Annotated in this window: 13 protein-coding genes and 1 tRNA gene; 8 read left to right on the forward strand and 6 right to left on the reverse strand. The window is 58.1% G+C overall.

Features of this window, described 5'->3' with window-relative positions; all coding sequences use genetic code 11:
- Window positions 1-89: 89 nt before the first annotated feature.
- From murI to hemA, 5 genes are read right to left on the reverse strand one after another with little or no spacing between them, the layout of a single operon-like run.
- Window positions 90-881 (reverse strand): glutamate racemase, encoded by a 792-nt coding sequence (murI, locus tag QFW87_RS24680; RefSeq protein WP_283189102.1) that lies wholly within the window; start codon window positions 879-881, stop codon window positions 90-92.
- On the reverse strand, window positions 874-1,629 hold the full coding sequence (locus QFW87_RS24685; RefSeq protein ID WP_283189103.1) for a molybdopterin-synthase adenylyltransferase MoeB: 756 nt from the start codon (window positions 1,627-1,629) through the stop codon (window positions 874-876). Before QFW87_RS24685 ends, murI begins: the two co-directional genes overlap by 8 nt.
- Entirely contained in the window at window positions 1,623-2,453 is an 831-nt protein-coding gene (prmC, locus tag QFW87_RS24690; RefSeq protein ID WP_283189104.1) for a peptide chain release factor N(5)-glutamine methyltransferase, read from the reverse strand. The genes QFW87_RS24685 and prmC overlap by 7 nt, the downstream gene beginning before the upstream one ends.
- Window positions 2,454-3,536, reverse strand: coding sequence for a peptide chain release factor 1 (prfA, locus tag QFW87_RS24695; protein ID WP_283189105.1), 1,083 nt, complete (start codon window positions 3,534-3,536; stop codon window positions 2,454-2,456).
- Window positions 3,533-4,822 carry a glutamyl-tRNA reductase gene (gene hemA, locus QFW87_RS24700; protein WP_033061251.1) on the reverse strand — a complete coding sequence of 430 codons (1,290 nt, stop codon included), beginning with the start codon at window positions 4,820-4,822 and terminating at the stop codon, window positions 3,533-3,535. Before hemA ends, prfA begins: the two co-directional genes overlap by 4 nt.
- Window positions 4,823-5,004: 182 nt before the next feature.
- Between hemA and QFW87_RS24705 the strand changes: the two genes are divergently transcribed.
- The 8 genes from QFW87_RS24705 to ychF all read left to right on the forward strand — a co-directional run bounded on the left by QFW87_RS24705 (window position 5,005) and on the right by ychF (window position 11,929).
- Window positions 5,005-6,729 (forward strand): tetratricopeptide repeat protein, encoded by a 1,725-nt coding sequence (locus QFW87_RS24705; RefSeq protein WP_283181652.1) that lies wholly within the window; start codon window positions 5,005-5,007, stop codon window positions 6,727-6,729.
- 4 nt (window positions 6,730-6,733) lie between these two features.
- Entirely contained in the window at window positions 6,734-7,351 is a 618-nt protein-coding gene (gene lolB / locus QFW87_RS24710) for a lipoprotein insertase outer membrane protein LolB (RefSeq protein ID WP_283181653.1), read from the forward strand.
- A gap of 2 nt (window positions 7,352-7,353) precedes the next feature.
- Window positions 7,354-8,205, forward strand: coding sequence for a 4-(cytidine 5'-diphospho)-2-C-methyl-D-erythritol kinase (gene ispE, locus QFW87_RS24715; RefSeq protein WP_283184629.1), 852 nt, complete (start codon window positions 7,354-7,356; stop codon window positions 8,203-8,205).
- 37 nt (window positions 8,206-8,242) lie between these two features.
- Window positions 8,243-8,317, forward strand: a tRNA-Gln gene (locus tag QFW87_RS24720).
- Between the two features lie 45 nt (window positions 8,318-8,362).
- Window positions 8,363-9,304, forward strand: coding sequence for a ribose-phosphate pyrophosphokinase (locus tag QFW87_RS24725; RefSeq protein ID WP_003208392.1), 942 nt, complete (start codon window positions 8,363-8,365; stop codon window positions 9,302-9,304).
- 141 nt (window positions 9,305-9,445) lie between these two features.
- Window positions 9,446-10,051, forward strand: coding sequence for a 50S ribosomal protein L25/general stress protein Ctc (locus QFW87_RS24730; protein WP_283181654.1), 606 nt, complete (start codon window positions 9,446-9,448; stop codon window positions 10,049-10,051).
- A 169-nt stretch (window positions 10,052-10,220) separates the two neighbouring features.
- On the forward strand, window positions 10,221-10,805 hold the full coding sequence (gene pth, locus QFW87_RS24735) for an aminoacyl-tRNA hydrolase (protein ID WP_008153430.1): 585 nt from the start codon (window positions 10,221-10,223) through the stop codon (window positions 10,803-10,805).
- 23 nt (window positions 10,806-10,828) lie between these two features.
- Entirely contained in the window at window positions 10,829-11,929 is a 1,101-nt protein-coding gene (gene ychF, locus QFW87_RS24740; RefSeq protein WP_134419017.1) for a redox-regulated ATPase YchF, read from the forward strand.
- A 111-nt stretch (window positions 11,930-12,040) separates the two neighbouring features.
- Here ychF and QFW87_RS24745 read toward each other — a convergent pair whose 3' ends face one another.
- On the reverse strand, window positions 12,041-13,258 hold the full coding sequence (locus tag QFW87_RS24745; RefSeq protein WP_283189106.1) for an MFS transporter: 1,218 nt from the start codon (window positions 13,256-13,258) through the stop codon (window positions 12,041-12,043).
- Between the last annotated feature and the right edge of the window lie 206 nt (window positions 13,259-13,464).

Consider the following 13,464-nt stretch of genomic DNA (forward strand, 5'->3'; position numbering starts at 1 on the left):
TTTCGTATGGTTTTTTTGTTGCTTGACGCTATAGAAGTCGACGCTTAATCAGAAGTTCACCCCAATTACTCGCTTGCCCCGAGTTTTGTTTACTCCTTGAAGCTTCGCACAACGCCAGCGGTATTCCACAGTATCGGCAAGATATTTCTGAAATGCTCCGGATCGGCACTCGTCCAGAACTGTGCAGCACGAGCAGGCTCCTCGGCGAGCAATTCACGCTCGGCCAACAGACGCTGAAGTTGCCGCGCTACAGCGGCGCCGGTGTCGATCAAGCTGATGTCATCGGGGATCATCTGCCTAAGCAACGGCTTTAGGAAGGGGTAATGCGTGCAGCCAAGAATTATCGTGTCGCACCCGGCGCCGAGCAGCGGTTCGACATACCTGGCAAGCAACTGGCGCAATGCCTCACTGTGCAGATCGCCGTTTTCAATCAGCTCCACCAGGCCGGGGCACGGCTGAGTGATGACTTGCACATCGGTGGCGAATCGGTCGAGCAAAGCGGCGAACTTGGCACTCTGTAAGGTGCCGGTGGTGGCGAGCACACCGACCACACCGCTGCGGGTGGCGGCAGCGGCCGGTTTGACCGCAGGCTCCATACCGACAATGGGCCACTCGGGATAATCGCGCCGCAAGTCTGCAACCCCAGCGACAGTCGCTGTGTTGCAGGCCAACACCAGGGCCTTGGCGCCCTGCTGCTGAAAAAAACCAGCCATCACACTGCAGCGATGACGGATGAATTCCGGGGTTTTCTCGCCGTAGGGAATATTCCCGCAATCGGCGACGTACAACAGTGACTCGTTGGGCAGCAAACGCCGGATCTCGGCCAGCACCGAAAGCCCACCGACACCGGAGTCGAACACGCCAATCGGCGCTTCACGCATGCTTCGAACCACAGACGCTGCAGCCCGGATCACGCTTGACCCGCAATTCGCGAAAGCGCGAGCCCAAGGCATCGATCAACAACAGGCGCCCCACCAGCGGATCGCCGAAACCCACCAGCAACTTCATGGCTTCCAGCGCCTGAAGGCTGCCCACCAGGCCAACCAAAGGTCCTACGACGCCGGCTTCGCTGCACGTCAGTTCGGCTTCGCTGCCGTGACCATATAAACAGTGGTAGCACGGGCTTTCCGGACGGCGCGGGTCAAACACTGACAACTGACCTTCGAGCCGAATCGCTGCGCCGCTGACCAGAGGTTTGCCGGCGGCGACACACGCAGCGTTGACCGCTTCGCGGGTGGAAAAATTGTCGGAACAGTCCAGCACCAGATCCACTGCAGCCACGGCGGCGGCCAGGGAGTCTTCGTCCAGCGCGGTGCGATGGGCGATCAACTGAATCTCGGGATTGATTGCAGTCAGTCGGCGAATAGCCGAATCGACCTTGCTCAGGCCGATGCTGTCGGTGTCGTGAACGATCTGGCGCTGCAAGTTGGTCAGGTCGACGGTGTCGAAGTCCGCCAGATGCAACTCACCGACGCCGGCCGCTGCCAGATACAGCGCAACCGGCGAGCCGAGACCGCCGAGACCGACGATCAACACGCGGCTTTCTTTCAGTCGCAACTGGCCGTCGATGTCGACGTGTTGCAACAGAATCTGCCGACTGTAGCGCAACAATTCCTGATCATTCAGCACGGCAGGCGCCCCAGGCTGATACGTTCGTGACCGCCCAGATCGGTGCGGCTGTGGACTTCTTCAAAACCGCGGCTCAGCAGCAAATCGCGTACCGCAGTGGCTTGATCGTAACCGTGTTCGAGCATCAACCAACCGCCCGTTTCAAGGTAATCCGGCGCCTGGGCGACGATCAGACGCAGATCGTCGAGCCCGTCGACGCCGGCCACCAAGGCACTGGCCGGTTCGAAGCGCACATCACCTTCCACCAGATGGGGGTCGGCGGAGGCGATGTAAGGCGGGTTGCTGATGATCAGTTGAAAGCGCTGACCTTCCAGCGCGCTGAACCAATGACTGCTCAGCACGATGGCGTTGTTCAGGTGCAAGCGCTGGCGATTGCGCTCGGCCAGGGCCACGGCTTCGAGCACGCGATCCACGGCGGTCACCTTCCAGGCCGGACGCTCGCTGGCCAGGGCCAACGCAATGGCGCCGCTGCCGGTGCCGAGATCGAGGACCTTGGCAGGTGTGGCTGGCAGGAGTTCTAGCGCCGCCTCCACTAACAGCTCGGTGTCCGGGCGCGGGATCAGCGTATGCGGCGCCACTTCCAGATCAAGCTTCCAGAAACCTTGCTGACCGAGGATGTAGGCCACTGGCTCACCGCCACGGCGGCGCTGCAAATACTCGGCAAATTTAAGCGCCGCCTCGCTCGGGACGATGCGCTCGGGCCAGGTGTGCAGAAAACTGCGGGACTTGCCCAGTGCAGCGGCCAGCAACAATTCGGCATCCAGGCGCGCGGTGGGCGAATCGGGCAGGTCGGCTGCGCGTAACAAACTGGCAATGATCGTCATTTACTCACCTATCGCTGCCAATTGGTCGGCCTGGTATTCGGCCAGCAACGGCTCGATCACCGCATCGACGCCACCCGCGAGGATTTCGTCGAGGGAATACAGCGTCAGGTTGACCCGATGGTCGGTGACCCGACCCTGGGCAAAGTTGTAGGTGCGGATCCGCTCCGAGCGATCGCCCGAACCCACCAGCAATTTACGCTCGCTAGCGATAGCGTTCGCGGCGGCGCTGGTCTGCTGATCGTTGAGCTTGGCCGACAGCCAGGACATCGCCCGGGCGCGGTTCTTGTGCTGGGAACGTTCTTCCTGGCACTCGACGACAATACCGGACGGCAAGTGCGTGATGCGGATCGCCGAGTCCGTTTTGTTAACGTGCTGACCACCGGCACCGGAGGATTTGTAGGTATCGATGCGCAAATCCGAGGGGTTGATCTCGATCGCTTCCTGTTCGTCCGGCTCGGGCAACACGGCTACGGTGCAGGCCGAGGTGTGGATGCGACCCTGGGATTCGGTGGCCGGAACCCGCTGCACGCGGTGCGCACCGGATTCGAATTTCAGCTTGCCGTAGACATTGTCGCCTTCGACGCGAGCGATGACTTCTTTAAAGCCGCCGTGCTCACCGATGTTCTCCGAGAGGATTTCCACCCGCCAGCCGCGACGCTCGGCGTAACGCGAATACATGCGGAACAGGTCACCAGAGAAAATCGCCGCCTCGTCACCGCCGGTGCCGGCGCGGATTTCGAGGAACACGTTACGCCCATCGTTCGGATCCTTGGGCAGCAGCATGCGTTGCAGGCTGGCTTCGATTTCGATCAATTGCTCTTTGGCTTCGCGGACTTCTTCCACGGCCATTTCGCGCATGTCCGGGTCGCTGTCCTTGAGCAGCGCCTGAGCCCCCTCGAGATCGCTTTGCACCTTGAGCAACTGTTTATAGGTTTCGACAATCGGTTCGACTTCCGCGTATTCCTTGGAATAGATGCGGAATTTGTTCTGATCGGAAATGACTTCGCCGTCGCCAAGCAAGGCGGTCAATTCCTCGAAACGGTCCTGGAGGATGTCCAGCTTATTGAGCAGTGACGCTTTCATTGCGGTTTTTTATCCGAAAAGCTATCCGATGAGCCCTCATTGAGGGCAAAGAGTTCCTGGGCCATGGCCAGCGCATCGAGGCGGCCTTCGGCAGAAAGCTTTTTCAACTGTACGCTCGGTGCGTGCAAGAGTTTGTTGGTCAGGCCCCGCGCCAGTTGCACCAGCACGTCTTCGGCGCTGCTGCCGTTGGCCAGCATGCGTTGGGCCTTCTGCAATTCTTCGTCGCGCATGCGCTCACTTTGTTGGCGATAGGCCTTAAGCACATCCACCGCCGCCAGCTCACGCAGGCGGACCATGAAATCTTCGGCACCGATCGAGACCATCTCTTCCGCCGCTTGGGCTGCGCCCTGGCGACTCTTGAGGTTCTCGGCGACCACTTCATGGAGATCGTCGACGCTATAAAGGTAGACGTCGTCCAGTTCGCCGACTTCCGGCTCGATATCCCGGGGAACGGCGATGTCTACCATGAAGATCGGTTTGTGTTTGCGCAGCTTCAGGGCGCTTTCCACCGCGCCTTTACCGAGAATCGGCAACTGGCTGGCGGTGGAACTGATAACGATGTCACTGCGCACCAGTTCCGCCGGGATGTCCGAAAGCAACACCGCGTGGGCGCCGAACTGCTCGGCCAGAATGCTCGCGCGCTCCAGGGTGCGGTTGGCAACGACGATGCGCTTTACACCCAGTTCGTGCAGATGACGGGCGACCAGGGTGATGGTCTCGCCGGCGCCGATCAGCAAGGCCTGGCTGCGTTGCAGGTCGCTGAAAATCTGTTTCGCCAGACTGACCGCGGCAAACGCCACGGACACCGGGTTCTCGCCGATGGCGGTGTCGGTGCGCACCTGTTTGGCCGCATTGAACGTCGCTTGGAACAGCCGCCCGAGCAACGGACCGATGGTGCCGGCCTCGCGGGCCACGGCGTAGGCCGATTTCATCTGACCGAGAATCTGCGGTTCGCCCAACACCAGCGAATCAAGCCCGGAGGCCACCCGCATCATGTGACGAACTGCCGCATCATCTTCATGCACATAAGCACTCGCGCGCAGCTCTTCGAGGCTCAAATGGTGATAATCGGCCAGCCAGCGCAATATGATGTCAGCCGAAAGGTGATCCTGTTCTATATAGAGTTCACTGCGATTGCAGGTGGAAAGGATCGCAGCTTCGCGGCTGTCGGTGAGTCGGCAGAGCTGCTGCAAGGCCTCCACCAGTTGCTCAGGGGTAAAGGCCACGCGCTCGCGGACGTCTACTGAAGCAGTCTTGTGGTTAATACCGAGTGCAAGGAAGGCCATTCAAAGTCGCTGATGGTGACGTGAAGCCGGCAATTGTCCTACTTCGACAGAGCCAGAACAACTACCGCTGACTATTGTCCCAATGACCTGCCTCTATAAAGGCACCGATTGAGACTCGGTTATGTTTGGCTGAAGGCTTGTGTCATGATGATCCGACCGCAGGTTAGTCGTCCTCTTCCTATATGAATAGATCTTCCGCGTTGCTCCTCGCTTTTGTCTTCCTCAGCGGCTGCCAGGCCTTGGCACCCGTTTCGTCGGACGGTACGCCGCCGGTCGAAGACAGCACTCCGGCCCCTGAAAAGCCCAAGGTTTACAGCTCATTCAGTGAAGAAACCGTCTTCAGTCTGTTGAGCGCCGAACTGGCTGGCCAACGCAATCGTTTCGACATTGCCCTGGACAACTACGTCACCCAGGCGATCAATACTCAGGATCCGGGCATCTCCGAGCGGGCATTCCGTATCGCCGAATACCTGGGCGCCGATCAGGCTGCCCTGGACACCGCGTTGATCTGGGCGAAAAACGCCCCGGACGACCTCGAGGCGCAACGGGCCGCTGCCGTGCAACTGGCTCGTGCCGGGCGTTATGACGACTCCATGGTCTATATGGAGAAAGTCCTGCAAGGCAAGGGCGACACGCATTTCGACTTCCTCGCCCTGTCTGCGGCCGATACCGACCAGGACACGCGCAACGGCTTGATGAAAAGTTTTGACCGTTTGTTGCAGCGCCATCCGAACAACAGTCAGCTGATTTTCGGCAAAGCCTTGCTCCTGCAACAGGACGGTGACGCCAAGGGTGCGCTGGGCCTGCTGGAAGACAATCCACCGGACGACGGCGAAATAGCGCCAATCCTGCTGCGCGCGCGCCTGCTGCAAACCCTCAATCGTGGCGATGAAGCGTTGCCGCTGCTGCAAAAAAGTATCAAGAAGTACCCGGACGACAAACGCCTGCGCCTGACTTACGCGCGCATGCTGGTTGAACAGGACCGCATGGACGACGCCAAAGCCGAGTTTTCGAGCCTGGTTCAGCAGTACCCCGAAGACGATGAACTGCGTTATTCCCTGGCGCTGGTCTGCCTGGAGGCCAAGGCCTGGGATGAGGCCAAGGGCTATCTGGAAGACCTGATTGCCCGGGAAAGCCACGTCGATTCGGCTCACTTGAACCTCGGTCGTATCGCTGAAGAGCGCAACGACCCTCAAGCCGCGTTGATCGAGTACGCCCAGGTCGGCCCGGGCAACGATTACCTGCCAGCGCAATTGCGTCAGGCCGATATCCTGATGAACAACGGCAAGACCGCCGAAGCCCAAAGCCGTCTGGCTGCGGAGCGCGATGAGCAGCCCGATTACGCGATTCAGTTGTATTTGATCGAAGCCGAAACCTTGTCCGCCAATAAACAGCCCGACAAGGCCTGGAATGTATTGAAGCAAGCCTTGCAGCAATACCCGGACGATCTGAATCTGCTGTACACCCGCGCCATGCAAGCGGAAAAACGCAATGACCTGGCGCAGATGGAAAAAGACCTGCGCCTGATCATCAAGCGCGATCCGGACAACGCGATGGCATTGAACGCCCTCGGTTACACCCTGTCCGACCGTACGACGCGCTACGCCGAAGCCAAGACCTTGATCGAACAGGCGCACCGAATCAATCCGGAAGACCCGGCGGTACTCGACAGTCTCGGCTGGGTGAATTTCCGCATCGGCAATCTCGACGAAGCCGAACGCCTGCTGCGCCAGGCGCTGGAGCGCTTCCCCGATCAGGAAGTCGCCGCGCACCTGGGTGAAGTCCTGTGGGCCAATGGCAAGCAACGGGAAGCCAAACAAATCTGGAGCAAGTTCCTTAAGGAGCAGCCCGACAGCCCCATCCTGCGCAGCACCATCAAGCGCCTGACCGGATCAGAGACTCTTTAAGATTATGTTTTTGCGCCACCTCATTGTTTTCAGTTTCATCGCCCTGCTCGCCGGTTGCGCGGGCTTCGGTGCCCGCGAATCAGTCCAGGGTCAAGGCAACACGGCCCAATGGCGCGAGTACAAACAGCAACTGACCAGCCTCGACGGCTGGCAGATCAACGGCAAGATCGGCATTCGCGCCCCGAAAGACTCGGGCAGCGGCACGTTGTTCTGGCTGCAGCGACAGGATTACTACGACATTCGCCTCTCCGGCCCCTTGGGTCGTGGCGCCGCACGCCTGACCGGCCGCCCCGGCAAGGTCTCGCTGGAAGTTGCCAACCAGGGCCGCTATGAAGCGCCGACACCTGAAGTGTTGGTCGAAGAACAGCTGGGCTGGAAGTTACCGGTGTCCAATCTGGCCTGGTGGGTTCGCGGGCTCCCGGCCCCGGACAGTAAAAGCCGTCTGACGCTGGATGCCGACAGCCGCCTGGCCAATCTTGAGCAGGATGGCTGGCAAGTCGAATACCTCAGCTATGCCGAGCAAAATGGCATTTGGCTGCCCGAGCGGATCAAACTGCACGGCACCGACCTTGACGTCACGCTGGTGATCAAGGAATGGCAACCTCGCAAACTGGGGCAGTGAACATGACCGCTCCGCGCTTGACGCTGCCCTCCCCGGCCAAACTCAATCTGATGCTGCACATCCTCGGTCGCCGTGAAGACGGTTATCACGAGTTGCAGACTATTTTTCAGTTTCTCGATTATGGCGATGAAATCACGTTCGCCGTTCGTGATGACGGTGTGATTCGACTGCACACCGAATTCGATGGCGTTCCTCACGACAGCAATCTGATTGTTCGAGCTGCAAAAAAACTTCAGGAGCAATCCGGTTGTTCGCTCGGTATCGACATCTGGATCGAAAAAATTCTGCCCATGGGCGGTGGAATCGGTGGCGGCAGTTCAAATGCCGCGACGACTTTGCTCGGCCTCAATCATCTTTGGCAACTGGGTTGGGATGAGGATCGGCTGGCCACTTTGGGCCTGACGCTTGGCGCGGACGTCCCGGTTTTCGTACGTGGGCACGCGGCTTTTGCCGAAGGCGTGGGGGAGAAACTGACCCCTGTAGACCCCGAAGAACCGTGGTATCTCGTGCTTGTGCCGCAAGTCTCTGTAAGTACAGCAGAAATTTTTTCAGATCCGTTGTTGACACGTAACTCTTCTCCCATTAAAGTGCGCCCCGTTCCCAAGGGAAACAGTCGAAATGACTGCTTACCGGTGGTAGCAAGGCGTTATCCAGATGTACGTAACGCATTGAATTTGTTAGGTAAATTTACCGAAGCAAAACTCACCGGAACTGGAAGTTGTGTGTTTGGGGGCTTCCCAAGCAAAGCTGAAGCTGATAAAGTCTCGGCCCTTCTTACAGAGACCCTTACAGGGTTTGTAGCAAAGGGAAGCAACATTTCGATGTTGCATCGCAAGCTGCAAAGTCTGCTCTAAAAGGAATCGAGTACTGGGTACTCGTTGCAACAGATACAGGGGCGTCGCCAAGCGGTAAGGCAGCAGGTTTTGATCCTGCCATGCGTTGGTTCGAATCCAGCCGCCCCTGCCATTTTCTATACTCATCCAGGTTACCCTCAGCCTCTAGGTACTGCGCGTGTCCAAGATGATGGTCTTTACGGGGAACGCTAACCCCGATCTGGCTCGGCGTGTTGTACGTCAGCTGCATATCCCTCTCGGTGACATCTCTGTCGGAAAGTTCTCCGACGGCGAAATTACTGCCGAGATCAATGAAAACGTCCGCGGTAAAGATGTCTTCATTATTCAGCCGACTTGCGCTCCGACCAACGATAACCTGATGGAACTGGTAGTGATGGCTGATGCCTTCCGCCGCTCCTCGGCTACTCGTATCACTGCTGTTATTCCTTACTTTGGTTATGCCCGTCAGGATCGCCGTCCGCGTTCCGCACGTGTGGCTATCAGCGCGAAAGTCGTTGCTGACATGCTTACCGTAGTCGGCATCGACCGTGTTCTCACGGTTGATCTGCATGCTGACCAAATCCAGGGTTTCTTCGATATTCCGGTAGATAACATCTACGGCTCCCCGGTATTGGTGGATGACATTGAAGATCAGCGCTTCGAAAACCTGATGATCGTGTCCCCGGACATTGGCGGCGTCGTGCGTGCACGTGCTGTTGCCAAATCCCTGGGCGTGGATCTCGGGATCATCGACAAACGCCGTGAGAAAGCCAATCACTCTGAAGTGATGCATATCATCGGTGATGTCGAAGGGCGTACCTGTATTCTGGTCGATGACATGGTCGATACCGCCGGCACTCTGTGCCACGCGGCCAAGGCCCTGAAAGAGCATGGCGCTGCCAAGGTTTTCGCCTACTGCACACACCCTGTGCTGTCCGGTCGGGCGATCGAAAACATCGAAAATTCCATGCTGGACGAGCTGGTGGTGACTAACACCATCCCGTTGTCCGCTGCTGCTCAAGCCTGCTCGCGTATCCGTCAACTGGATATCGCGCCGGTAGTTGCCGAAGCGGTTCGCCGCATCAGCAACGAAGAATCGATCAGCGCGATGTTCCGTTAAGGGCCCTGCCCTTCTCGAACATTTCGTTGACGAAAAGCGCCCCGCCCTGGCATTCCTGTCGGGGCGGGGCTTTTTTGCCCATATCGCCTTTAGCGCTGGTCGCAAACGCTGGGGCGAATGTGGTTATTTTGGAGATACAACATGAACGATTTTACTCTGAATGCTGAAGTGCGTTCCGACCTGGGGAAAGGTGCGAGCCGCCGCCTGCGTCGTCTCGCAAGCCTGGTACCTGCTGTAGTTTACGGTGGCGAAAAAGCCCCTGAATCCATCAGCATGCTGGCTAAAGAAGTTGCCAAACTGCTCGAAAACGAAGCGGCTTACAGCCACATCATCGAGCTGAACGTTGGCGGCACCAAGCAAAACGTAATCATCAAAGCGCTGCAGCGTCACCCGGCCAAAGGCCACGTGATGCACGCTGACTTCGTACGCGTTGTAGCTGGCCAGAAACTGACCGCTATCGTGCCTGTACACTTTGTTGGTGAAGAAGCTCCGATCAAGAAAGGCGGCGAAATTTCGCACGTTGTTTCGGACATCGAAGTGACCTGCCTGCCGAAAGACCTGCCTGAATTCATCGAAGTCGACCTGGCTAACGCCGAAATCGGTTCGATCATTCACCTGTCTGACCTCAAAGCCCCTAAAGGCGTTGAGTTTGTTGCTCTGGCACACGGTGATGACAAGGCTGTTGCCAACGTCCACGCTCCACGTGTTGCTCCAGAAGCTACTACTGAAGAAGGCGCAGCAGAGTAATTTCACTCTGTTCGCCGGAGTGACCGGAAACATCGCGGACTAGAGCGTAGCGAGAAAGCGGGCGAGAACGCGGAGTTTACATAATGGTAAATGAGCACTTGTCGTCCACTTTCGCCGCACTCCCTGGAGGCGGCGATGTTATCCACCACTCCAAGGAAGGGCCCCTATCGTGACTGCCATCAAACTGATCGTTGGCCTGGGAAATCCAGGCGCTGAATACGAACAGACCCGGCATAACGCAGGGGCCCTTTTTGTTGAGCGCATCGCGAACGCACAAGGCGTAAACCTTGTGGCGGATCGCAAATATTTCGGCCTGACCGGGCGCTATTCGCATCAGGGTCAGGATGTTCGTCTGCTGATTCCCACCACCTACATGAACCGCAGCGGCCAAGCCGTCGCGGCACTTGCCGGCTTCTTCCGCATTACGCCTGAAGAAATCCTGGTGGCGCATGACGAACTCGACCTGCCACCGGGCGTAGCCAAGCTCAAACAGGGCGGCGGCCATGGCGGTCACAACGGGTTGCGCGACATCATCGCGCAACTGGGCAATCAGAATACCTTTCACCGCTTGCGGCTTGGCATTGGCCACCCGGGCGTTGCCAGTATGGTTTCAAATTTCGTCCTGGGTCGTGCGCCACGCGCCGAACAGGAAAAACTCGATGCCAGCATCGACTTTGCCCTCGGCGTGCTGCCGGATATCCTCGCCGGTGAATGGAACCGCGCGATGAAAAACCTGCACAGCCAGAAGGCCTGACTCTACTCCTCGGGGAAAACACCATGGGATTCAATTGCGGCATCGTCGGCCTGCCTAACGTCGGCAAGTCCACCCTGTTCAACGCCCTGACCAAATCCGGGATCGCGGCCGAGAACTTCCCCTTCTGCACCATCGAACCGAACACCGGTATCGTGCCGATGCCGGATTCGCGTCTGGAAGCCCTGGCGGCCATCGTCAATCCAAAACGCATCTTGCCGACCACCATGGAATTCGTCGACATCGCAGGCCTGGTAGCCGGCGCCTCGAAAGGTGAAGGTCTGGGCAACAAGTTCCTCGCCAACATCCGTGAAACCGATGCCATCGCGCACGTGGTCCGCTGCTTCGAAGATGAGAACGTGATTCACGTTTCCAACAGCGTCGACCCGAAACGCGACATCGAAATCATCGACCTGGAACTGATCTTCGCCGATCTCGACAGCTGCGAGAAGCAACTGCAGAAAGTCGCTCGCAACGCCAAGGGCGGTGACAAGGACGCAGTAGTCCAGAAAGGCCTGCTGGAGCAATTGATCGCTCACTTCACCCTCGGCAAGCCTGCGCGTACGCTGATGAAGACCATGGGCGCCGACGACAAAGCGGTGATTCGTGGTTTCCACCTGCTGACCACCAAGCCGGTCATGTACATCGCCAACGTCGCTGAAGACGGTTTCGAGAACAACCCGCTGCTGGACATCGTTAAAGCCATTGCCGAAGAAGAAGGCGCCATGGTGGTTCCGGTCTGTAACAAGATCGAAGCCGAAATCGCCGAGCTGGACGACGGCGAAGAGAAAGACATGTTCCTCGAAGCTCTGGGCCTCGAAGAACCTGGCCTGAACCGTGTAATTCGCGCCGGCTACGAAATGCTGCACCTGCAGACCTACTTCACCGCCGGTGTCGAAGAAGTCCGCGCCTGGACCGTCCGCGTGGGTGCCACCGCACCACAAGCCGCTGGCGTGATCCATACCGACTTCGAAAAAGGCTTCATCCGCGCCGAAGTCATCGCCTATGACGACTTCATCCAGTACAAGGGCGAAGCCGGCACCAAAGAAGCCGGTAAATGGCGCCTGGAAGGCAAGGACTACATCGTTAAAGACGGCGACGTGATGCATTTCCGTTTCAACGTCTAAGTTATTCAGTACGAAGCACCCGCCCAAGAAAAAGCCGCGTCTAGACGCGGCTTTTTTGTGCCTGAAATAATCATCCGCCACACCACCGAACACCTGTGGGAGCGTGTTGGATCAGGCCTTTTTGGTTCTTGGCAGGAAGATCGCCAGCACACCAAACAACGGCAGGAACGAACACAGGAAGTACACGTATTCGATACCGTGAACATCCGCCAGATGCCCGAGCAACGCCGCACCAATCCCGCCAAAGCCGAACATCAATCCGAAGAACACCCCGGCGATCATTCCGACATTGCCCGGCACCAGTTCTTGCGCATACACCACGATCGCCGAAAATGCTGACGCCAGGATGAAGCCGATCACGACGCTAAGGATGCTGGTCCAGAACAGGTCGACATGAGGCAAGATCAGGGTGAACGGCGCGACGCCAAGGATCGAGAACCAGATCACCGCCTTACGCCCGATCTTGTCGCCGATCGGCCCACCGAAGAAGGTCCCCGCCGCTACCGCACCGAGAAACAGAAACAGGTGCAACTGTGAACTGGCCACCGACAGGTCGAATTTCTCGATCAGGTAAAAGGTGAAGTAACTGGTGAAGCTGGCCATGTAGAAATACTTGGAGAACACCAGCAGCCCGAGTACCACCAGTGCACTGATCACGCGGTTCTTCGACAAGCCATGCGTCGCCGCCTGGCCTTGCTTGAGTTTGAACAGGCTCAGGTGGTTGGCGTACCAGCGGCTGATCCGATAGAGCACGAACAGCGCAAACACCGCGAACAATCCGAACCAGGCCACATGGCCCTGACCGAGCGGAATGATGATCGCCGCAGCCAGCAACGGACCGAAGGCTGAGCCTGCATTGCCGCCGACCTGAAACGTCGACTGCGCCAAACCAAACCGCCCGCCAGACGCTAATCGCGCCACGCGAGAAGCTTCCGGGTGAAAGGTCGAGGAGCCGATACCGATCAACCCTGCCGCCAGCAAAATCATCGGGAAACTGCCGACCACCGACATCATTAAAATGCCGATCAATGTGCAAACCGTCCCGGCCGGTAGCAGCCAGGGTTTGGGGTGCCGATCGGTGTAGTAACCGACCCATGGCTGCAACAGCGAAGCCGTCAGCTGGAACGTCAAAGTGATCAGGCCAACCTGGGTGAAGGTCAGGCCATAGTTGGCCTTGAGCATCGGATAGATCGACGGCAGCACCGACTGGATCAAGTCGTTGATCAAATGCGCCAGCGCCACGGCGCCGATGATGCGCATGACCAAAGGGCTGCTTTGTGAAGTCGCGGATGCCGGCTGCGCGCCGGTCTGGACATTGCTGATAGCCATAAGAGTTTCCGTACAACAGATGGGTGCACACGGGCAGGTGCGTCAATGTGCCATTTTTCGGTGCAGCAGCGCCATCCCCTTAGCCTGCTAACGACTTCGATTTTCATCACTGAAAAGGTGATAGCTCAACGCCATGGTCTGAATCTTGCCTTGGTAATCTGCTTCAACGCGGCCCCTTACAAAGGGGACCGAGAATGGGAAGTTTC

It is taken from the genome of Pseudomonas sp. PMCC200344 (genome assembly GCF_030053095.1).
Classification (GTDB): domain Bacteria; phylum Pseudomonadota; class Gammaproteobacteria; order Pseudomonadales; family Pseudomonadaceae; genus Aquipseudomonas; species Aquipseudomonas svalbardensis.

Bases quoted from the DNA above. Each gene is read 5' to 3' on its own strand.
- murI (WP_283189102.1), bottom strand. From the start codon at position 881: ATGCGTGAAGCGCCGATTGGCGTGTTCGACTCCGGTGTCGGTGGGCTT.
- prmC (WP_283189104.1), bottom strand. From the start codon at position 2,453: ATGACGATCATTGCCAGTTTGTTACGCGCAGCCGACCTGCCCGATTCG.
- prfA (WP_283189105.1), bottom strand. From the start codon at position 3,536: ATGAAAGCGTCACTGCTCAATAAGCTGGACATCCTCCAGGACCGTTTC.
- hemA (WP_033061251.1), bottom strand. From the start codon at position 4,822: ATGGCCTTCCTTGCACTCGGTATTAACCACAAGACTGCTTCAGTAGAC.
- QFW87_RS24705 (WP_283181652.1), top strand. From the start codon at position 5,005: ATGAATAGATCTTCCGCGTTGCTCCTCGCTTTTGTCTTCCTCAGCGGC.
- lolB (WP_283181653.1), top strand. From the start codon at position 6,734: ATGTTTTTGCGCCACCTCATTGTTTTCAGTTTCATCGCCCTGCTCGCC.
- ispE (WP_283184629.1), top strand. From the start codon at position 7,354: ATGACCGCTCCGCGCTTGACGCTGCCCTCCCCGGCCAAACTCAATCTG.
- QFW87_RS24730 (WP_283181654.1), top strand. From the start codon at position 9,446: ATGAACGATTTTACTCTGAATGCTGAAGTGCGTTCCGACCTGGGGAAA.
- ychF (WP_134419017.1), top strand. From the start codon at position 10,829: ATGGGATTCAATTGCGGCATCGTCGGCCTGCCTAACGTCGGCAAGTCC.
- QFW87_RS24745 (WP_283189106.1), bottom strand. From the start codon at position 13,258: ATGGCTATCAGCAATGTCCAGACCGGCGCGCAGCCGGCATCCGCGACT.